Genomic DNA, 20,770 nt, shown 5'->3' with positions numbered 1-20,770 from the left:
CACTAAAGTGGCAGGATAGGCCTCGCCGTCACCGTCACCGTCATCGGACTCTGCCGCGTATCCCATCATGCACTTTGCCCACACCATTGGCGCACAGCGTCATGTGTTCAACGATCTCAAGACGCTCCTGGCCAAAGCCAGCCCAGCTCGCTCCGGCGACTACCTGGCGGGCCTGGGCGCGGCCAGCGAGGGCGAACGCATGGCTGCGCGGATGGCGTTGGCGGACGTGCCGCTGTCGGTCTTCCTCAACGAAGCGCTGGTGCCGTATGAAGAGGACGAGGTCACGCGCCTGATTCTGGATCGGCACGACGCGCAGGCCTTCGAGCCGATCGCCTCGCTCACCGTGGGCGAATTTCGCAACTGGCTGCTCTTGCACGAGACCGACAGCGCGACATTGACGAGCGTCGCCGCCGGTATCACGCCGGAAATGGCCGCCGCGGTCAGCAAGCTGATGCGCAACCAGGATCTGATCGCCGTAGCCCGCAAGTGCCGCGTGGTCACGCGCTTTCGCAACACCATCGGGTTGCCGGGCCGGTTGTCAGTCCGGCTGCAGCCCAATCACCCGACGGATGATCCCAAAGGCATTGCTGCGTCGATCATCGATGGCCTGCTCTACGGCTGCGGCGACGCGACCATCGGCATCACCCCCGCCAGCGACAATCTCGGCGCCATCGTTTCGCTGCTGCAACTGGTGGATGAGATGCGCAACCGCTACGCCATTCCCACGCAGTCGTGCGTGCTGACCCACGTGACGAACACCATACGCGCCATTGACCAAGGCGCCCCGGTCGACTTGGTATTCCAGTCGGTGGCCGGCAGCGAGCAAGCCAATGCGGGGTTCGGCATCAGCCTCGCATTGCTGGGCGAAGCGCATGACGCAGCGCAAAGCCTCTCGCGCGGCACGGTCGGCAACAACGTGATGTATTTCGAGACCGGCCAGGGCAGCGCGCTGTCGGCCAACGCGCACCACGGCGTCGATCAGCAAACGATGGAAGCGCGGGCCTATGCCGTAGCGCGGGCGTTCTCGCCCTTGCTGGTGAATACGGTCGTCGGCTTCATCGGCCCGGAGTACCTCTACGACGGCAAGCAGATCATCCGCGCCGGATTGGAAGACCACTTCTGCGGCAAGCTCTTGGGCCTGCCGATGGGCTGCGACGTCTGCTACACCAACCACGCAGAGGCCGATCAGGACGACATGGATACGCTGCTGACGCTGTTTGGCGTGGCGGGCATCCATTTCATCATGGGCGTGCCGGGCGCTGACGACATCATGCTGAACTACCAGAGCACGTCGTTTCATGACGCCCTTTATCTGCGCGACACGCTCGGCCTGCGGCCTGCACCGGAGTTCGAGGCGTGGCTGCAAAGCATGGGCATCGTCGATGCTGCCGGCCGCCTGCAAGACGCCACGGCGCGGCAACCGCTGCTGCAATTGGCTCACGCACTGTGAACTCGGTGGAGAAGCCGAACATGCCGAAACACCCGCTCGTTCAACCCAATCCGTGGGCGCACCTGCGCGCCTTTACCGACGCCCGTATCGCGCTGGGCCGCGCCGGCAACAGCCAGACGACCGACGCCGTGCTGGCATTCGGCGTAGCGCATGCCCAGGCGCGCGATGCCGTGCACCTGCCGCTCGATAGCGCAGCAGTTGCGGTCGCACTTGGGGAAGCGGGCTTCACAGCGGTGACGGCGCACAGCGCGGCTGCGGATCGCGCGGAATATCTGCGCCGTCCCGACCTTGGCCGCCGTCTTGACGAAGCCAGCCGCGCAAGACTCAGCGCATTGCGGCCAGCGCAGCCGTTCGATGTGGTGTTCGTGATTGCCGATGGGCTCTCCGCGTTGGCGGTGCAAAGCCATGCCGTGCCGCTGCTTTGCAGCGTGCGTGAGCGTCTGCCGGCCGGCCGGTCGATCGGTCCAGTCGCCATCGCCGAGCAGTCCCGCGTTGCGCTGGGGGATGAGATCGGTGCGCTGCTGGGCGCGCGGCAGGTGGTGATGCTGATCGGTGAGCGGCCGGGGCTGAGTTCGCCTGACAGCCTGGGCATTTACCTGACCTACGCGCCGCGTGTTGGCCGCTCCGATGCTGAACGCAATTGCATCTCCAATGTGCGGCCGGCAGGTTTGTCCTATGACCAGGCAGCGAGCCGGCTGGTGTTCCTGCTCAACGGCGCGTTGGCGCTCGGCCGCAGCGGCGTCGACCTGAAGGACGATACCCCACCCGTTCCTGCGGTTGCCTCGGGTACGGCCCGACTTGCCGAACGGCAGAGCCCATGACACACTCCCTCCCGCTGCCCACACCGGCAGCACGCAGGCGCGGCTGACGCACCAACGACAGCTGCAACACGCCGCAGGAGAGACCGGGCCCAACGCGCATACGCGCACCGCCCGGCGCCGATGGAGCAACCACCCCGGAAACTCTCAGGCAAAAGGACTGTGGCGTCGACTGCGAATCTGGAGAGAGGCGTGCACGCGCGCCCACCGAAGGGGAAGGCGCCAGCGCTGCTGATGCCCAAGCTCTCAGGTCCCAAGACAGATGGGGTGAGCCGACCGGATCGTCCGGTCATGACATCACTCCATAGGGATCGCCATGACGCACATCGTCATCGTCGGCGCCGGCATATCCGGCGTCACGACCGCTTACACGCTCTCGCAACTCGGCTATCAGGTCACGGTGCTCGACCGCCACCTGTATCCGGCCATGGAAACCTCGTTCGCCAACGGCGGCCAGCTTTCCGCCAGCAACGCTGAAGTCTGGAACAGCACCGGCACGTTGCTCAAGGGCATCAAATGGATGCTGCGCAACGACGCTCCGCTGCTGCTCAACCCCAAGCCCTCGTGGCACAAATACTCCTGGATCGGCGAGTTCGTCGCCAACATCGCGCACTACCGGCGCAACACCATCGAAACCACGCGCATGGCCATCGAGGCACGCAAGCATCTGTTTGCGATGGCCGAACGGGAGCAGATCGATTTCGACCTGCAGAAGCGCGGCATTCTGCACGTCTATCACGACAAGGCCAGCTTTGCGGCGGCAGGCAAGGCCAACGCACTGCTCGTCGCCGGCGGGCTTGAGCGCCACGCCGTGAGCCCCGAGGAGATTGCCGCCATTGAGCCGACGCTGCGCGGCAATTACTACGGCGGCTACTTCACCGCATCCGACGCCACGGGCGACATCCACAAATTCACGCGCGGCCTGGCGCAGGCGTGTGAGAAGCGCGGCGTGCGGTTCATGCACGGCGTGGATGTGCGCGATGTGGAAACCACCGCAAGCGGCGTGCGCCTGCTGTTGCAAACCACGCTCGATGACCGCCTTTCCACCAGCGCGGCGAATGTCATACAGGACCTTGCCGCCGATGCGATGGTCGTGTGCGCGGGCGTGGGCAGTCGGCATATCGCACAGCTGGTGGGCGATCGCATCAACGTGTATCCGGTCAAGGGCTATTCGATCACGGTCCACCTGGACGACGATGCCAGCGTTCAAGGCGCACCGTGGGTCAGCTTGCTCGATGAGAGCGCGAAGATCGTGACAAGCCGGCTGGGCGCAGGCCGCTTCCGCGTGGCGGGCACGGCGGAGTTCAATGGCTACAACCGCGACATCCGTGCGGACCGCATCGAACCGCTGGTGGCATGGACGCGCCGCAACTTTGCGATTGGCACATCGCGTGTGGTGCCCTGGGCCGGCTTGCGCCCGATGATGCCGGACATGATGCCGCGCGTTGGCCGTGGGCGGCACGCGCGCGTGTTCTACAACACGGGCCACGGGCACCTGGGCTGGACGCTGTCTGGCGCGACCGCTGCCATGGTGGGCGACGTGATCGCGCGAGACTGCCCGCTGCATTGATCGCAAACAAAAAAAGCCCGCCAGGTTTCGGCGGGCTTTTTTTCGTACTGCGGGTGCTGCAATGCCGATCAATAGCCGGCTGCCAGCCCCGTGTTGCGACGCGGGTCATTCGCGCCATAGAAGCGGTTGTTGCCGACCGGCTTGCCGCCCAGCGACGGCGCACCGATGATGATCGCCGCCAGATGGTTAGCCGGCTGCGGTGCACCCAGGTTGTGCCCCATGTCGGTCAGGATCTTGCGCGTGTCGGGCGACAGTGCGTACGGCTCGACGTTGGTCACGTCCGGCAACCACTGCTGGTGGAAACGCGGCGCATCCACCGCTTCCTGCACGTTCATGCCGTAGTCGATGGCGTTAATCATGGTGAGCATGACGGCCGTGATGATGCGGCTGCCGCCGGGCGTGCCCACCACCATGACGGGCTTGCCGTCCTTGGTGACGATGGTCGGACTCATCGACGACAGCGGGCGCTTGCCCGGGGCGATCGCATTGGCTTCGCCCTGCACCAGGCCGTACAGGTTCGGCACGCCGACCTTGGCGGTGAAGTCGTCCATCTCGTCGTTCAGGATCACGCCCGTCTTGGCGGCCGTGACCTTGGCGCCAAACCAGTCGTTGAGCGTGTACGTGACCGACACGGCGTTGCCGTACTTGTCGGCAATCGAGTAGTGCGTCGTGTTGCTGCCCTCATGCGGCTCGACGCCTGGCTTGATGTCCTTCGACACGCCCGCCTTCTTCGGGTCGATCACGGCACGGATCTTGGCCGCGTAGTCCTTGCTCAGCAGGCGGTCCAGCGGGTTCTTCACGAAGTCGGGGTCGCCCAGGTAGCTGTTGCGGTCCACATAGGCGTGGCGCATGGCTTCGATCTGGTAATGCGTGGCCTGCGCGGAATGCCAGCCCAGTTCCTTGAGCGGATAGCCCTCGAGGATGTTGAGCATTTCGCAGATGATCACGCCGCCCGAGCTCGGGGGCGGGGCCGACACCACGTGATAACCGCGGTAGTCGCACTCGACCGGCGCGAGTTCGCGGGTCTTGTAGCTGGCCAGGTCTTCTTGCGTGATCAGTCCGCCGCCGGCCTTGCTCGATGCGGCAATGGCCTCGGCGACCCAGCCCTTGTAGAAGCCGTCGGTGCCCTTCTTGCTGATCTCGCGCAGCGTCTTGGCCAGGTCGCGCTGCACAAGCTTCTCGCCCACCTGGAACGGCTGTCCCTTGTTCAGGAAGATCGCGCCCGTGGCGGCGTCTTCCTGGAAGTCCTTGGTGGAGGTATGCAGCATGTCGACGTCGCCCTGGTCGAGCACGAAGCCCTTCTCGGCCAGGTGGATGGCCGGTTCGACCAGCGCGGCGCGCTGCATGGTGCCGTACTTCTGGCGGGCGTATTCCATGCCCGACACGGTGCCCGGCACGCCCACGGCCAGGTGGCCCTTGGTCGAGGCGCCCTTGATGACGTTGCCGTCCTTGTCCAGGTACATGTTTGCGGTGGCGGCCTTCGGCGCGACTTCACGGAAGTCGAGGAAGGTCTTGCGCCCGTCGGCCAACTGGATGGTCATGAACCCGCCGCCGCCCAGGTTGCCTGCGGCCGGATAGACCACGGCCAGCGCGTAGCCCACGGCCACGGCGGCGTCCACGGCATTGCCGCCGCGCTTGAGCACATCCACGCCGACCTTGGTGGCCAGATGCTGGGCCGAGACGACCATGCCGTTTTCTGCGGCCACCGGCGCCACGGATGCGGCGTACGACGGGGCGACGGCTGTGATGCTGACCGACGCGATGGCGGCGGCGATCCACCGCATGCCTGTTCTTGGATTCTGCATAGGAGCTCCTTCGGTACCTTCATGGACGCCGGTTGTGCCGGCGTGCGTGTTATTGGCGCGCGAACGTTATCAGGCCGCGCGCTCGCGCACTATAGCCTCATCCCCGTATTGACGCACCGCGCCGCCGATGCACGCCGAACGTTCCGCGTGGGGGCAGGCGGAATCGCGCCGCCGCACCGCTGCCGCGCCGCCGGTCGGTTCAGCCACCCCGGGCCACCGGCGGTGCGCGGCGGCGTACCGGCTGGGCCTTCACGATGGCGGTGTTGGTCTCGGCGTGATCGGCCACGCGGTCGAGAATCTGGTCGAGCTGGTCAATGGACTGCACGAAGAGCCGGGCGATGAAGCAGTCTTCGCCGGTGACCTTGTCGCATTCGCTGATCTGCGGAATCTCTTCGATGAGCCGCTGCACGATATGCAGCTTGCCGGGCATCGGCCGTACCCGCACGATGGCCTGCAGCGGGTAGCCGAGCGCCTTCGGGTCGAGGTCGACCGTGTACTGCCGGATCACGCCGCGCTCCTCCAGCCGCCGCAGCCGCTCCGACACGCTCGGCGCCGAGAGCCCGACCTGCTCCGCCAGCTGCTTGAGCGAGATGCGGGAATCGGTCAGCAGAACGTCCAGGATCCGCTGGTCCACGTCGTCGATTGCGTTCATCGCGCCTCCAGAGGACTTTTGCCTTATTTCATTAGCAGGAAGCGGAATTTTGCCTCAGAAAACACATGGAAGGCAGCCCAGTCGCATGCGATCCTTCCAACATCGACATACGAGGCAATCCACATGAACGACAAGACACGCGGCACGGTGGAAATGACCGCCGCCATGACGATTTCCGGAACGATCGGCTGGTTCGTCGTCCGCTCGGGCCAACCGGTGATGGATGTGGTGTTCTGGCGCTGCGCGTTTGGCGCGCTGGCGCTGCTGGCGGTCTGTGCGGCGCTCGGTTTGCTGCGCGGGGCCATCACGTGGCGGCGCACCGGCATCGCGGCGCTGGGCGGCGTGGCCATTGTCATCAACTGGCTGCTGTTGTTTGCAGCGTATCCGCGGGCGTCCATCTCGATCGCCACGGCGGTCTACAACACGCAGCCGTTCATGCTCGTCGGGCTCGGCGCGCTGTTCCTGTCGGAAAGGCTGACCGCAACCAAGCTGACCTGGCTGGCCATCGCGTTCATCGGCGTGGTGCTGATCGTGCAGGTGGGGCCTGCGGCCAGCACCGGATCGGACTACCTGACGGGCATTGCCCTGGCGCTGGGCGCCGCGTTCGCCTACGCGGTGGCGGCCATCATTACAAAGAAGCTGGCTGGTACCCCCCCGCACCTGATCGCGCTCATCCAGGTGTGCGTGGGCGTGCTGATGCTGGCGCCGCTCGCTAACCTGTCGCATCCGCCTGCCGATGCGCACACATGGGTGATCCTCATCACCGTCGGCGTCGTGCATACGGGGCTCATGTACATCCTGCTCTACGGCGCCATCCAGCGGCTGCCGACGCATCTGACCGGCTCGCTGTCGTTCATCTATCCGATCGTGGCGATCATCGTGGACATCGTCGCCTTCGGGCATCGGCTGCAGCTTGCGCAGTTCCTGGGGGCGACGGCCATCCTGCTGGCGGCCGCGGGCATGAACCTCGGGTGGTCTCCATACCGGTGGCTGCGCGGGCACACGGGTTCCGCCGCCCAGTAGCGCGAGGCTCGGGACGCAGTTTGGCTCCGCCATGAAGCGGCGCCAAACTGCTGTTATTCTTGTGCGTTTTCCGCTGGCGCCCCGGCGCGCCCTGCGCCTGCCTCTCTCCTCCTCTGGCAGCCGGCGGACAGAAGAACTCCAGACATACGCACAAGATGAAGGAAGGTCACCCGCCGGAACCAGGCCGCGAAGCCGCGATTGCCTGGATCCAGGAGCAAATGCAAACCTACGATCTGTCCGTCGAAGACTTGCAGGCGCACGGCTGCTTCGACGCCCCGCCCCCGCCCGCCGGGCCGGTCTACATGAGCGCCGACGGCCAGCATTGGGACGGCACCGGCGAAATGCCAGACTGGCTGCAGCGCGCCGTCAACGCAGGACAGAGCATCGAACATTTCCGCGTGGGCTGATGCCCGCGCCGTGCGGGTACGCCTGTTGCGTGGTTGCAAGTGCAAGCGCGGCCGGTTTGTCCTGTTGATCCACTGCTCCGCCCGGCCGACGCTCCAACCCAACGGAGGACATCATGCCGGAACGCAAGACCGTAGAACGTGCGCGCACCGACAAGCGCCACGGCAAGGCCGCCTCGACGCAGGCAGGCAACTTCGTGAAGGAAGAGATGGATCACATCCGCGAAGGCAAGCACGGTGCGAAAAACACCAAGCAGGCCATTGCGATCGGGCTGTCCAAGGCGCGCCGCTCCGGCGTTGCCGTCAAGCCGCCTGGGGAAGGCAAGGCGTCAGCCGCCACCCGCAAGAAGGCAGAACACGACGTCAAGGCCGGCAGCAAGACTGGCGGCAAGAAGACTAGCCACGCCAGTGCGAGCAAGGAATCCACGGCCAAGCGCAGCAAGACCACGACACGCACGCTGAAGAAGGAAGGCCATTCGGCGGCATCCAAGTCGTCGCTGTCCAAGCAGGCGCATAGCGCGGCGTCGAAGCGATCCAGCAGCGAGCGCTCGGCGGCGGCCAAGAAGGGCGCCGCCACCAAGGGCGCGGCCGGTCGTTCCGCTGCCGCAAAGAAGGCGGCACGCACACGCGCTGCGCACGCCCGGTAAATTTTTCCTGTCCAGCCTGAAGGCGGCCCGTTGGGGTCGCCTTTTTTCTTGGCGGTTCGTCTCGCCTTCTTTGCCCTCCCCCCCCAAAAAAAAACTCAAAAAAATTTCTGTTCTCCGTGTCAGGAACGCTGTCATGCGCCGACGAAGGTGCACGGAACACATCTGCGCGATGCCGCAGTGCACCGTACGGCGAGGGACTCCGCCCTGCCAGCCGTTCAACGACACCTGTTCAATCAAGGAGAACACCCATGAAACAACACGCCATGATCGCCGCCGCCCTGGGTAGCCTGCTCGCGCTGGGCGCACTGTCGACGCCGGTGCAGGCCGCCGACGCTGCCGGCAAGGAAAAGTGCTACGGCGTCGCCAAGGCCGGCCAGAACGATTGCGCCAGCCCCGGCAGCGCCCACGCCTGCGCAGGCCAGTCGAAGATCGACAAAGACCCGATGTCGTGGAAGTACGTGCCGGCCGGCACCTGCGCGCAGATGGGCGGCACGATGCAGCCTGCGTCCAAGTAACGCGCGACGCCGGGTGACCGCCATGCAGACCGCTCTGCCAACCTGCGCCGGCGCAGGCCTGCGCGCACCGCACTTTCCCGCCCTGCTGCACGGAGAAGCCCGCTTCCCGTGGGCGGAAGTGCACAGCGAGAACTATCTGTATGGTGGCCCCGCACGCGCAGCGCTGCTGGCCGTGCGAGAGCGCCAGCCGGTGAGCCTGCACGGCGTGGGCATGGGGCTCGGCAACGCAGATGGGCTGGACGTCGAACACGTTCGCGCCATCGCTGCCCTGGCGGACGCCGTTGCGCCTGCCGCGGTTTCCGAGCACCTGTGCTTCAACCGCAGCGGCGCACAGGTCGTCAACGATCTGCTGCCCCTGCCCTATTCCCGCGAATCGCTCGAGATCGTCTGCGCCAACGTCATGCGCGCACAGGACATCCTCAAGCGGCCGCTGCTGATCGAGAACATTGCCGCGTACATCGACTGCCGCACGCTGGTCGATGCCGACGACGCCGTCTCCGAAGGTGCTTTCCTAACCGCCCTCGCGCGGCGCACGGGCTGCGGCATCTTGCTGGACCTGAACAATCTGTACGTCAACAGCGTCAACCACGGCGTGACCGTCAAATCGGTGCTCGCCGATATCGACCCAACGCTGGTCGGCGAGATTCACCTGGCCGGCTTCAGCGTGGAAGACGGCATGCTGATCGACACGCACAGCGCGCCCGTGCATGCACCCGTCTGGGCGTTGTACGACGCGTGGATTGCCAAGCACGGCCCGCGCCCGACGCTGATCGAATGGGACGCTGAACTGCCGCCCGTGGAGGTGTTGCTCGGCGAAGTGGCGCGCGCCCAGGCGACGCTCGATCGCCACGCCAACGCCGTCATGCAGGAGCCACGCCATGCGACTGCCTGACTGGGAAGCGCACCTCATCGGCGCACTGACGGCCGCCGCAACCGACGAAGAAACACGCGGCATCGCCATCTACCGCAACGCGCGTCTGGCCATTCTGCGCAACGCGCTGGCGGGGGCCTACCCCGTCTGCCGCGCGCTCGTCGGCGAGGACTGCTTTGATGCACTCGTGCGCGACACGCTTGCCGTGCAGGCCTCCACATCACCGAACCTGCATCGCTACGGAAATGCGCTGCCGGCCGTCATTGCGCAATCGCCCTTGGCGCACAGCGTGCCCTATCTGGCCGATGTCGCACGCCTGGAATGGTGCGTGCATTGGGCGCATTACGCCCCGGACGCGCACGTTGAAGCGGCGGACGCCACGCTGCTCGCGCAGCCTGCGGACACCATCCGCGCGGGGCTGGTGGAGGGTGCGCAATGGGTGGCGTCGCGGTGGCCCGTGGTGTCGATCTGGCGCGCGCACCAGCCGGGCGAAACCATCGCGCTCAATGCAATCGACCTGGGCGTCGGCGAAGCCGCCGCGATTGCCGTGCGCGGGCATCGCGTTGCCGTGCTCGATGTCGATCCCCCGACCGCCACGTTCCTCGCCGCTTGCGAAGCGGAGACCTCGCTTCAGGCCGCGCTCGAAACCACCCTGGCCGAGCGCCCGGATTTTGATCTGACTGCATGCCTGTCCGGCCTCTATCGCTCGGGGCTGCTCGCACTGTCTGCCTGCCCAACACCCTCGTCTACTGGAGACACGCCATGAACACCCTCACCACGACGTTTGCCCCGCTTACGCGCCTGCGCGCGTCGTTCGACCGGCTTGCCGGTCCGCAAAGCACGCTGTGTTCGGTCATCCTGTTGATCGCCCGGGCGTATCTCTTCTACGTGTTCTTCCGCTCGGGCCTGACCAAGCTGCACGACTGGGACACGACCGTGCTGCTCTTCACCGAGGAATACAAAGTGCCGCTGTTGCCGCCCGCACTGGCAGCAGCGCTCGGCACGTTCGGCGAACTGGTTTTCCCTTCTCTGATGCTGGCCGGCATCGTGCCAAGGCTGGCGGCTGCCGGGCTGTTCTTCGTCAACGTGGTGGCGGCGGTGTCGTACTGGGCCAATCTGTCGGGCTCGGCCATCGAATTTCATTTCGTGTGGGGCGTGCTGATTGCGCTCGTGGCGACCATCGGACCGGGTGGGCTTGCGGCACAGACCCTTTGGCAACGCCGCTTGCGTTAAGCGGATTGCGGTGGCGGCGGGCTTATCATGTGGTTCTCCGCCATCTCTTCAGGAGCATCGATGCGCTTCCCTCAGTTGCCCTTCGCGGCCTCGGCCGGTGTGTTGGCTGCCATTGGCGCCGCAGTCCTGCTCGCAGCCTGCGCCTGGGGCGATAGCCCGAACAGCACCGGCGCCCGCATGACCGACGACTCGCTGCTGGCGTACCAGGTCAAGGCGGCGCTGGACTACGACACAGCCCTCAACCCGCGCCAGATCCGCATCCACACCACGCCGGAAGGCAAGGTCACGCTCACGGGTTGGGTCGATACGCCCGAGATGGCCCGCCGTGCGGGCGACGACGTCAAGCGCTTCGTCGACCCGGCCAAATTTGATAACCAGTTGCGCGTGCTCTCGCGCTCGCAGGTGCTGGGCGGCGGGCCGCTGATTCCGGCGGGTTTGCCGCCCGAGGCACCGGCCAGCGCTCCGGCTGCCCGCTAGGCCGTCTGCGCCCCGGTGTGGACGGGCACGCGCCGCACCGGCATGGCCTGCAGCAGGCCGAAACCAGCCTCGGCCACCATGAACGGCACCACCAGCAGCGTGGCGCCCGAGCCCAATGCGTATCCCTGCCAGGCTGCAAACAGGGTGCGCGCAACGGCGTCATACCGGCCCAGCGCAACGCTGGGGTGGCGTATCCGCAGCACAGACCACACGCACACCACCGACCCCATGAGGTTGGCCATCAGCATGTGCGCCGGCTCAAACGGCGGCAGACCGGCAATGCCCAGCACCCCCGCCACCGCATTGAGCGCGTTGTGCAGCAGCATGAAGCTCCACGGCGTGGCAAACGGCGCAGTGACGATCAGGTCGTACCAGCCGCTGGCCCGCACGAGGCGCACGAACGTCGATTCGGAAACCATGGCGAAACTCCGGTTGTAAAGTGGATGAGCCGCCACGTTAAAGGCTGGTGTACGCTCAAGGGTCAAGTCCCGATCCTTGTCAAAGCGCCATGTCACACCCGCCCCTGCCCCCACACCGAGACGAGCTTTCCATTGGCGACCTGTCTGCCGCGACGGGCGTATCGCGCGATGGCCTGCGTTTTTACGAGGCGCGCGGTTTGATCCGTGCACGGCGGCGCAGCAACGGTTATCGCGCCTACCCGGCGCAGACCGTGGAGCTCGTCCGCTATGTGCGGACGGCCCAGCAACTTGGCTTCACGCTGGCTGAAATTGGCGACGGGATGACGCAGGTGTGGCAGCAGCCCGACACCGATGCGGCCGTCGCGGCCCTGCTTCGGGACAAGCTGGCGGCCATCGACGCCCGCATCGCGAGCCTGCAAGCCATGCGCGACGCACTTGCCGCGCGCGTCGGCATGCGCTGCCCTCTCGCAACCACCTGAGCCCGCCCCGCGGCCGCCTTGTTTTGTCATATGACTGTCGCAGACTGCCGCTGCGGGGGGCGGTTTGCGGGCGGTCTCATGCGTCGTGACGACAGGCTGAGTCGTGAAAGGCGCTTGAAAGATCGCGCCAGTAAAAACGCTCCCGTTACAAGGGGAGTCAGTTGCAGTGAAACATCGGGTTGCGTTCCATCCGCTGGTAAAGGCCGTGCTGTGCGCGGCGGCGTGCCTGCCACTTGCCGCTGCATGGGGCGCTGCGCCGGCACCCGCGGCAGCCAGCCTGCCGGTGGCGGCCATGCCGCCGATCAAGCCATCCGTGCCCGGCGTAACGGGCCCGGGCTTCAACCTCGTTGAGCTGCTGCAGGAACTCAAGAGCAACAATCCGCAGCTCATCCAGGCGCGCCACAACTACCTGTCGGCCAAGTCGATCCCGCCGCAACTGGCGGCGCCGAACAACCCGCAGCTCGGCTACATCTGGAACAGCATCCCGAAGGGCTTCCCGCTGGCCGTCAACCGCGCGGGCGGCAGCCAGTACAACCTCACGCAGCAGATTCCATTTCCGGGCAAGAAGGCGCTGGCCGCCGAGATCGCCGACCGCCAGGCGGAATCGCTGAACGCGCAATCCGATGCACTGTACCTGCAGCTGTATGCGCAGCTCTCGACCACGTATTACCAGGCGATCGCGCTGCAGAAGCAGATCGATGTGCAGAAGCTGACCATCACCCGCCTGGAGCAGGTCAAGCAGATCGCGCGGGTGCGCTACGCCAACAACGCCGCGGCGTACGCCGATTACCTCAACGCGCAGGTGATGCAGAGCAGCGCCCAGAATGACCTGTTCGCGGCGCAGCGCCAGTACGACAGCACGCTGCAGACGCTCAACACGCTGATCGGCAAGGAGCCGAGCTTTCCGCTCGTGCTGCGCGCCGACGACGAATCCGTGCACCTGCCCGAAGAGCCGCTGCCCGAGCTGGAGAACCAGGCGCTGCGCGAGCATCCGTCGATCAAGGCATCGGCCGCGTTGATGGACGCCGCGCGCAAGAGCGTGACGCTGGCGCGCAAGGCCTACCTGCCCGACTTCCAGGTCATCGCCACCGTCACCACCGACAACCCGCCCTACGGCGTGCGCCCGAACAGCTACCAGATCGAGCTGGACGTGATCATCCCGTTCTGGTTTTTCACCAAAGAGAAGTACGGCGTGAACCAGGCGGTGGAGAGCCAGATTGCCACCGAGGCTAACGATGTGTCGGTGCGCCAGCAGACGCTGCTCGCGGTCGATACGGCCTACAACACGCTGCGCCAGACGCTTGCACAGCTCGACTTCAACAAGCAGCGGCAATTGCCCCAGGCGCTGGCGGCGTATCGCGTGACGATGACGAACTACGCCAGCAACAACGCCGACTTCAACGATCTGCTCACCGCCCAGGGCGCGCTGCGCAACGCCGAGCTGGCGGTCGCCCAGGCCCAGGCCACGGCCCTGCAGGCCTATCACGCGCTGCTCGCGGCCACGGGCCGATCGCCCGTTCAAGCTCAATAAGACCATGAAGACGTTCTCTCCCCTCGCCACTGTCGTTTCAGTGATCGCCCTTGCGGCTGCCGTTGCCGTGGGCGTGGTGGTCGGGCGCAAGTGGCCGGCCGCTGCCCCCGCTGACACGACGAGGCCGACCCTGGGCGCCGGCTCCACGCTGGCGAGCAACGCGCCCGCACGCCCGAAACCCGACTCGGTCGAGATCCCCGAAGGCGGTTTTGACCCGCAGCAGGTGAAGGTGGCGCAGGTCAGCCAGCTGGCGGTGCCGGTGGAGCTGTCGACGCCGGGCAAGCTGGCCTACAACGCCGAGCGCACGAAGCTGGCCTCGGCTCGCGTGGCCGGCCGGCTTGACCAGATCCTGCAGTTCGAAGGGGCGCAGGTGCGCGAGGGCCAGCCGATTGCCGAGCTGTACGCGCCGGACTTCGTCTCTGCGCAGAAGGAATACCTGCTCGCACTGAATACCGCGCGCCAGCTCAAAAGCTCGAACATGAAGGAATTGCAGGACGACGCCGACATGACGGCGCAGTCCGCCGCGAACCGCCTGCACGTGCTGGGCCTGAACGACGCGGAAGTCGCGCAGATCGCCCGGCGCGGCGCACCGGCCGAGCACCTGACGCTGCGCGCGCCCATCTCGGGCACCATCGTCAAGCGCAACATGGACCCGGGCGCCTTCCTGAACGTCGGCGATTCGTTCATGAGCATCGTTGATACGCGTGTGCTCTGGTTCACCGGCAATGTGTACGAGAACGACATTGCCAGCGTGCGCATCGGGCAGCCGATCTCGCTGCACACCGCCGCCTATCCGCAGCGCGAGTTCACGGGCCGCGTGAGCTTTATCGCGCCCAACATCGATCCGGCCACGCACACGCTCACGGTGCGCTGCGACGTGCCTAACCCCGACGGCCTGCTGCGTCCCGAGATGTACGCCACGGCGCGCATCCAGACCGGCAGCGGCCTGGCCACGGTGGTGCCCAAATCGGCGTTGGTGAAAGACCACGGCAGCTACTACGTGATCGTGCAGAGCGACGCCAGGCACTTCAAGCGCGTCCAGGTACAGGGCAAGGACACCGGTACCGACGGCAACTTTGCGGTCACGGCGGGGCTGGATGCCTCATCGCAGGTGGTCGTGCGCGGCGCCGCGCTGCTCAACGAGATGATCGTCAAGGCGGGGGCGTAGGCATGGGCTTCAACCCCATCGCGGGCATCCTCAAGCGCCGGCTGCTGATCGTCTTCCTGGCGATCGCGCTGCTGGTGGCGGGCGTGCTGTCATTTCGCGAGTTGCCGCTGCAGGCGTATCCGGGCGTGGCGCCGCTGTCGGTGCAGGCCATCACGCAATGGCCGGGCCGCAGCACGACGGAAGTTGAACAGCAGATCACCATCCCGATCGAGAATGCGCTGGCCGGTGTGCCCGATGTGCAGTCGTTCCGCTCGGTGTCGCTGTTCGGACTGTCGGTGGTGACGCTCAAGTTCAAGGAAGGCACCGACAGCTTCAAGGCGCGACAGAACTTTTCGCAGTACCTGGCCAGCGCCAACCTGCCGACCGGCGTACAGCCGTCGCTGAGCCCCGACTCGGACGCGACCGGCGAGATCATGCGCTTTCGCCTCGTGGGCGACGGCGTGGACCTCACTACGCTCAAGAGCTACCAGGACTACGACATCACCAAGGAGCTCAAGCACGTACAGGGCGTCGCAGATGTGAGCTCCTTCGGCGGCAAGGTGAAGGAGTATCACATCGTGCCATCGCCGGCGAAGCTGCAGTCGTACGCCATCACGCTGTCGCAGCTCATCACCGCCATCGGCAATGCCAACAACAACACCGGCGGAAACCTGCTGCGCGACGGCGAGCAGCAGTTCGTCGTGCGCGGCGTCGGCCTGCTGCAGACGGTGGACGACATCCGCAACGTGGTGGTGGCCGCCAACAACGGCGTGCCGGTGCGCGTGCGCGATATCGCAGAGGTGGAGGTCGGTAACGTGCAGCGCCTGGGCCAGGTGCAATACAACGACCAGCCCGACGTGGTGGAAGGCATCGTGCTGCTCAAGCGCGACGCCAATGCCAGCGAGGTGCTGGCCAAGGTGCGCGAAAAGGTGGCCGAGCTCAACAACGGCATCCTGCCGAAGGGCATCCAGGTCAAGCCGTTCTACGACCGCCAGGTGCTGCTCGACATCACCATGGGTACGGTGGAACACACGCTGGTGGTGGGCATTGCGCTGGTGCTGGCGGTGCTGTTCGTCTTCCTCGGCAACCTGCGTGCGGCGGCCGTGGTGGCCGCGGTGATTCCGCTGGCGCTGTGCGTGTCGTTCATCAGCATGGAACACTTCCATGTGCCGGCCAACCTGATCTCGCTCGGGGCGATCGACTTTGGCGTGATCGTCGACGCGGCCGTGATCGTGATGGAGAACATCATGCGTCACCTCGAGGAAGGCGCCCAGAAACTGGACGACGCCATCGTCAAGGCCACCAGCGAAGTCCAGCGCGCGATGATCTTCTCAACGGGCATCATCATCGTGGCGTACTCGCCGCTGTTCTTCATCGGCGGGGTGGAGGGCATCATCTTCAAGCCGATGGCGTTCACGATGGGTTTTGCGCTGATGGCCTCCATCGTGCTGAGCCTGACGTTCGTGCCGGCTACCACGTCGTTCGTCTTCGGAAAGACGCTGCATCCGCATTCGCCCGCGTTCATCACGGCGATCCTGCGCTGGTACAAGCCGCTGCTGCGCAAGCTGATCGCACGGCCGATGGCGGTGTTCGCCACGGCCATCGCGGCGCTTCTGCTCACGCTGTACAGCGCCACCTTCCTCGGCACGGAGTTCCTGCCCACGCTGGAAGAGAACAACCTGTGGCTGCGCATCACGCTGCCCAATACGGTGGACCTGGATTACTCGGCTTCGGTTGCGAATGATCTGCGCGCGTACTTCGTCAAGCAGCCGGAAATCAGGCAGGTCTCCGTGCAGATCGGCCGCCCGGATGACGGCACCGATTCCACGGGCGTATTCAACCAGGAGTACGGCCTGTACTTTGCCGCGCCCGACAAGTGGCCCGATGGCATGACCAAGGGCAAGCTCGTCGAGCGCCTGTCAAAGCATCTGGAGAAGATCCCGGGCATCGAATACAACTTCTCGCAGTACATCCAGGACAACGTGGACGAGGCGCTCTCCGGCGTGAAGGGCGAGAACTCCGTCAAGCTGTTCGGCAACGACCTCAACGTGCTCGAAGCCAAGGCCAACGAGATCCAGGCGCAGCTCAAGAAAGTGCCGGGCCTCGTGGACGTGGGCATCTTCCGCGAGCTTGGCCAGCCGACGCTGAACGTGTCCATCGACCGCCAGGCGGCGGCGCGCTTCAACATCAACGTGAGCGATGTACAGAGCCTCGTGCAGTACGCCATCGGCGGCGCGCCGGTCACGCAGATCCTGGAAGGCGAGAAATCGTTCGGGCTCGCGGTGCGCCTGAACCAGCAGGCCCGCGCATCGTACGACGCCATCCGCGAACTGCTGATCGACACGCCGGACGGCCAGCGCATCCCGCTGTCGATGGTCGCGAAGGTGGAAATGACCGACGGCCCGTTCTTCATTTACCGCGAACTCGGCAAGCGCTACATCGCCATCAAGTTTGGCGTGCGCGGGCGTGACCTGGGCAGCGCGGTCGATGAGGCGCAACGCGTGGTCGGCAGCAACGTCGCCCTGCCCGAGGGCTACACCGTCAAGTGGGACGGCCAGTTCAACGAGATGAAGGTCGCGCAGGGCAAGCTGATGGTGATCGTGCCGCTGACCATCCTCGTCATCTTCCTGCTGCTGTACAGCACCTTCGGCAACTTCAAGGACGCGCTGATGGTAGTGCTGAACGTGCCGTTTGCCGCCATCGGCGGGCTGCTGGCGCTGCACATCGCCCACGAGACGCTGTCGATTTCGGCCGGCATCGGCTTTCTGTCGCTGTTCGGCATTGCGATCCAGGACGGCGTGATCCTGATCTCGTACGTCAACCGCCTGGCGCAATCCGAAAACCTGCGCGAAGCCACGGTGGAAGGCGCTGCGCTGCGCTTGCGGCCCGTGATCATGACGGCCATGCTGGCCGGCCTGGGCCTGCTGCCCGCGGCGCTGTCGCACAGCATCGGTTCGGAGGCGCAGCGTCCGCTGGCGCTGGTGATCGTCGGTGGCATGGTGACGACGACGATCCTGACACTGCTGGTTCTGCCGGTGGTGTTCACGTGGGCGCACCGCCATCGCGGTACGCCCCCGCGCGAGCCCGACGTGACACCGACGGCGGCCATGCTGCCCTGATGCGACGGCGGTAATCAACACAAGCGGGCGCGCCGGCTGCCGACGGTGCGCCCGATTTGTTTCCGGTGCCGGCTGAATCGGATTATTCCGATGGCTGCATGCAGGCTCGGCGGGCACAGTGCGTATGCCCTGATCGCCTCTACGCCACCATGCAACCCACAGCCTCCACGCCTGCCGACATCGCCGCCAGACTCCCCGCGCAAGTGATCGGCGCCCTCACCGAACTGTTCGGCAACGACTTGCAGCAATGGCGCTTCATCATCGATTTGTTCTCGGACACGGTCGAACAGGACCTCTGCAATCTCGAGAAGGCCATCCGCGGCGGTGAAGACGCCCACATCATCGAGGCGGCGCACCGCATCGTCGGCTCCGCGCGCATGCTGGGGCATCTGTCCATCGGCGATGCGGCACGCGCCATCGAGCGCACGGCGCAAGGCGTCGGGCCGCATCACGAACGCACAGCGGCCATGCGCACCGGCCTCGCCGCGTTGCGCGGCCTGGTAGACCAGTTCCGCCAAGCGGCCCGCGACTGTGTGTGGCCCGATGCGCCGGTCGCGGGTGCGTGACCGGTACCCGCGTCGTTGCATCCGCCCCCCCACGGCACTCTCCGAAGTACTGGCCTGCCCTTTGCGCAGCGCTGCGCCTCCCCGCCTCGTCAACGTTATTCCGGAGCGGGCCTGCCGCAACGGCGGCGACGCGCGGCATCATTTATGTTCCCGGCCGCATAAAAGACACAATTCGGCTGTACGTTGCGTGATCCGCAATACAACGGGCAACATCAGCTATTGATGTAAAGCACGCCGCACCTCTATTGTCGCGGGCAACGTCGGCGCAGTGCCTCTGCAGCCGGCGGGTACGTACCGGCTACGACCTGTGCGGCCGTCTACCGCATTACGTCACAACACGGGCACTCAACTTATCCGGGGGGATTCGATGTCCGAAGCAGTCCTGCATCCATTTTTTTCACGTGAGCGCACCGTCGCCGCGGTTGGCTTCAACCGCTGGCTGGTTCCGCCTGCCGCGCTGGCCATCCATTTGTGCATCGGCATGGCCTACGGTTTCTCCGTCTTCTGGCTGCCGCTTGGCCGCGCGCTGGGCATCACCAAGCCGCTCACCTGTGGCGCCGACGTCTCGCTGATCGCCGAGCTATTCACCACCACCTGCGACTGGCGCGTCTCCAGCCTTGGCTGGATGTTTACGCTGTTCTTCGTGTTCCTGGGCGCATCCGCTGCCATGTGGGGCGGCTGGCTCGAGCGCGTTGGCCCGCGCAAGGCCGGCGTCGTCTCGGCCGTGTGCTGGTGCGGCGGGCTGTTGATTTCCGCGCTCGGCATCCAGATGCACCAGCTGTGGCTGCTGTGGGTGGGCTCGGGTGTGATCGGCGGCATCGGCCTGGGGCTGGGCTACATCTCGCCCGTGTCGACGCTCATCAAGTGGTTCCCGGACAAGCGCGGCATGGCGACCGGCATGGCCATCATGGGCTTCGGTGGCGGCGCAATGATTGGCGCCCCCCTGGCTGATCGCCTGATGAAGCTGTTTGCGACGCCCGAATCTGTGGGCGTGTCGCAAACGTTTATCGTGCTGGCCGGCATCTACTTCGTCTTCATGATGGCCGGCGCGCTCGGTTACCGGGTGCCGCCCACGGGCTGGAAGCCGGCCGGCTGGACGCCCTCGCCCGCCAAGGCGAAGGACACGATGGTCACGCAACGCCACGTCCACGCAAATGAAGCCCTGAAGACGCCGCAGTTCTGGCTGATCTGGGCCGTGCTGTGCCTGAACGTATCGGCCGGTATTGGCGTGCTGGGCATGGCCTCGCCGCTGCTGCAGGAAGTCTTCGGTGGAAAGCTGCTGGGCGTGACGACGTCGTTCATGGACCTGACGGCCGCGCAAAAAGGCCAGATCGCAGCCATCGCCGCGGGCTTCACGGGTCTGCTGAGTCTGTTCAACATTGGCGGCCGTTTCTTCTGGGCATCGCTGTCGGATCGCCTGGGCCGCAAGATGACGTACGCGGTCTTCTTCGTGCTCGGCTTCGTGCTGTACGCATCGATTCCGTGGACCTCGCACACCGGCAATATCGCGCTGTTCGCACTGGCCTTCTGCGTGATCCTGTCGATGTACGGCGGCGGTTTTGCGACCGTGCCGGCCTATCTGGCCGACATGTTCGGCACGCAGATGGTGGGCGCCATCCACGGCCGCCTGCTCACGGCGTGGTCGACGGCCGGCATCCTGGGCCCCGTGCTGGTGAACTACCTGCGCGAATACCAGATCGCCCATGGCGTGGAACGCGCAGCCGTGTACGACATCACGATGATGATCCTGGCCGGCCTGCTGATCCTCGGCTTCATCTGCAACCTGCTGGTGCGCCCCGTCAACGCGAAGCACTTCATGACCGAAGCGCAACTCGACGAGCAGCGTCACGCTGCGGCAAGCAAGAGCCCGACGCCGTCGGTGGCTGCGCCGGAAACGTCGCTGGAATGGAAGGCGCATCCGGGTTCGGCCGTGGCCGTGGTGCTGGCCTGGGCCGCCGTGGGGCTGCCGTTGGGCTGGGGGGTTTGGATTACACTCCAAAAAGCTGCCGTTCTGTTCTCCTAATACGTGATTTAAAGTCGCCGC

Annotated in this window: 20 protein-coding genes and 1 riboswitch; of the genes, 17 read left to right on the top strand and 3 right to left on the bottom strand. The window is 65.6% G+C overall.

Features of this window, described 5'->3' with window-relative positions:
* Positions 1-67: 67 nt before the first annotated feature.
* The 3 genes from A6M56_RS01290 (at position 68) to A6M56_RS01280 (ending at position 3,838) form a co-directional block, all read left to right on the top strand.
* Positions 68-1,450 carry an ethanolamine ammonia-lyase subunit EutB gene (locus A6M56_RS01290; protein WP_286757640.1) on the top strand — a complete coding sequence of 461 codons (1,383 nt, stop codon included), beginning with the start codon at positions 68-70 and terminating at the stop codon, positions 1,448-1,450.
* A gap of 20 nt (positions 1,451-1,470) precedes the next feature.
* A complete protein-coding gene (gene eutC / locus A6M56_RS01285; RefSeq protein ID WP_102079470.1) occupies positions 1,471-2,271 on the top strand; it encodes an ethanolamine ammonia-lyase subunit EutC in 801 nt (266 codons plus the stop codon).
* Between the two features lie 64 nt (positions 2,272-2,335).
* Positions 2,336-2,441: riboswitch (glycine riboswitch) on the top strand.
* Between the two features lie 143 nt (positions 2,442-2,584).
* Positions 2,585-3,838 carry a D-amino acid dehydrogenase gene (locus A6M56_RS01280; RefSeq protein ID WP_102079389.1) on the top strand — a complete coding sequence of 418 codons (1,254 nt, stop codon included), beginning with the start codon at positions 2,585-2,587 and terminating at the stop codon, positions 3,836-3,838.
* Positions 3,839-3,906: 68 nt separating this feature from the next.
* Here A6M56_RS01280 and ggt read toward each other — a convergent pair whose 3' ends face one another.
* Both ggt and A6M56_RS01270 read right to left on the bottom strand, forming a co-directional pair.
* On the bottom strand, positions 3,907-5,643 hold the full coding sequence (ggt, locus tag A6M56_RS01275) for a gamma-glutamyltransferase (RefSeq protein ID WP_164491332.1): 1,737 nt from the start codon (positions 5,641-5,643) through the stop codon (positions 3,907-3,909).
* Positions 5,644-5,842: 199 nt separating this feature from the next.
* The gene (locus A6M56_RS01270; RefSeq protein WP_062739552.1) at positions 5,843-6,295 is read right to left on the bottom strand and encodes an Lrp/AsnC family transcriptional regulator; all 453 of its coding nucleotides are present in this window, start codon (positions 6,293-6,295) and stop codon (positions 5,843-5,845) included.
* A gap of 123 nt (positions 6,296-6,418) precedes the next feature.
* Between A6M56_RS01270 and A6M56_RS01265 the strand changes: the two genes are divergently transcribed.
* The 8 genes from A6M56_RS01265 (at position 6,419) to A6M56_RS01230 (ending at position 11,465) form a co-directional block, all read left to right on the top strand.
* The gene (locus A6M56_RS01265; protein ID WP_102079391.1) at positions 6,419-7,318 is read left to right on the top strand and encodes a DMT family transporter; all 900 of its coding nucleotides are present in this window, start codon (positions 6,419-6,421) and stop codon (positions 7,316-7,318) included.
* A gap of 155 nt (positions 7,319-7,473) precedes the next feature.
* Positions 7,474-7,725 carry an H-NS family nucleoid-associated regulatory protein gene (locus tag A6M56_RS01260; protein ID WP_063394406.1) on the top strand — a complete coding sequence of 84 codons (252 nt, stop codon included), beginning with the start codon at positions 7,474-7,476 and terminating at the stop codon, positions 7,723-7,725.
* A gap of 113 nt (positions 7,726-7,838) precedes the next feature.
* Entirely contained in the window at positions 7,839-8,369 is a 531-nt protein-coding gene (locus A6M56_RS01255; protein WP_062739555.1) for a hypothetical protein, read from the top strand.
* A gap of 248 nt (positions 8,370-8,617) precedes the next feature.
* Entirely contained in the window at positions 8,618-8,884 is a 267-nt protein-coding gene (locus tag A6M56_RS01250; protein WP_027679010.1) for a BufA1 family periplasmic bufferin-type metallophore, read from the top strand.
* A 22-nt stretch (positions 8,885-8,906) separates the two neighbouring features.
* On the top strand, positions 8,907-9,776 hold the full coding sequence (bufB, locus tag A6M56_RS01245; RefSeq protein ID WP_286757638.1) for an MNIO family bufferin maturase: 870 nt from the start codon (positions 8,907-8,909) through the stop codon (positions 9,774-9,776).
* Positions 9,763-10,521 carry an HvfC/BufC N-terminal domain-containing protein gene (locus A6M56_RS01240; protein WP_102079393.1) on the top strand — a complete coding sequence of 253 codons (759 nt, stop codon included), beginning with the start codon at positions 9,763-9,765 and terminating at the stop codon, positions 10,519-10,521. Before bufB ends, A6M56_RS01240 begins: the two co-directional genes overlap by 14 nt.
* Complete coding sequence (locus tag A6M56_RS01235) at positions 10,518-10,988, top strand: DoxX family protein (RefSeq protein ID WP_102079394.1); 471 nt, start codon at positions 10,518-10,520, stop codon at positions 10,986-10,988. Before A6M56_RS01240 ends, A6M56_RS01235 begins: the two co-directional genes overlap by 4 nt.
* 60 nt (positions 10,989-11,048) lie before the next feature.
* Complete coding sequence (locus A6M56_RS01230; protein ID WP_102079395.1) at positions 11,049-11,465, top strand: BON domain-containing protein; 417 nt, start codon at positions 11,049-11,051, stop codon at positions 11,463-11,465.
* Here A6M56_RS01230 and A6M56_RS01225 read toward each other — a convergent pair.
* Entirely contained in the window at positions 11,462-11,884 is a 423-nt protein-coding gene (locus tag A6M56_RS01225; RefSeq protein ID WP_102079396.1) for a hypothetical protein, read from the bottom strand. The genes A6M56_RS01230 and A6M56_RS01225 overlap by 4 nt on opposite strands.
* 89 nt (positions 11,885-11,973) lie before the next feature.
* On the opposite strand from A6M56_RS01225, the gene A6M56_RS01220 reads away from it, so the two are divergent.
* From A6M56_RS01220 to A6M56_RS01195, 6 genes are all read left to right on the top strand, one after another.
* Entirely contained in the window at positions 11,974-12,363 is a 390-nt protein-coding gene (locus tag A6M56_RS01220; protein WP_045220091.1) for a MerR family transcriptional regulator, read from the top strand.
* A 277-nt stretch (positions 12,364-12,640) separates the two neighbouring features.
* A complete protein-coding gene (locus A6M56_RS01215; protein WP_102079471.1) occupies positions 12,641-13,894 on the top strand; it encodes a TolC family protein in 1,254 nt (417 codons plus the stop codon).
* A 4-nt stretch (positions 13,895-13,898) separates the two neighbouring features.
* Positions 13,899-15,062 (top strand): efflux RND transporter periplasmic adaptor subunit, encoded by a 1,164-nt coding sequence (locus A6M56_RS01210; RefSeq protein ID WP_045220089.1) that lies wholly within the window; start codon positions 13,899-13,901, stop codon positions 15,060-15,062.
* 2 nt (positions 15,063-15,064) lie between these two features.
* Positions 15,065-18,160, top strand: a complete 3,096-nt coding sequence (locus A6M56_RS01205) for an efflux RND transporter permease subunit (protein WP_104610702.1) — start codon at positions 15,065-15,067, stop codon at positions 18,158-18,160.
* Positions 18,161-18,225: 65 nt separating this feature from the next.
* Positions 18,226-18,726: an Hpt domain-containing protein gene (locus A6M56_RS01200; protein ID WP_286757635.1), complete on the top strand. Its 501-nt coding sequence runs from the start codon at positions 18,226-18,228 to the stop codon at positions 18,724-18,726.
* A 367-nt stretch (positions 18,727-19,093) separates the two neighbouring features.
* Entirely contained in the window at positions 19,094-20,749 is a 1,656-nt protein-coding gene (locus A6M56_RS01195) for an OFA family MFS transporter (protein WP_045220085.1), read from the top strand.
* Positions 20,750-20,770 lie beyond the last annotated feature (21 nt).

Origin of the sequence: Ralstonia sp. RL, from assembly GCF_001683835.1 — a bacterium.
Taxonomy (GTDB): Bacteria; Pseudomonadota; Gammaproteobacteria; order Burkholderiales; family Burkholderiaceae; genus Ralstonia; species Ralstonia mannitolilytica.
Note: the sequence above shows the minus strand (reverse complement) of the source record. Positions and strands in the feature narration are given on the sequence as shown.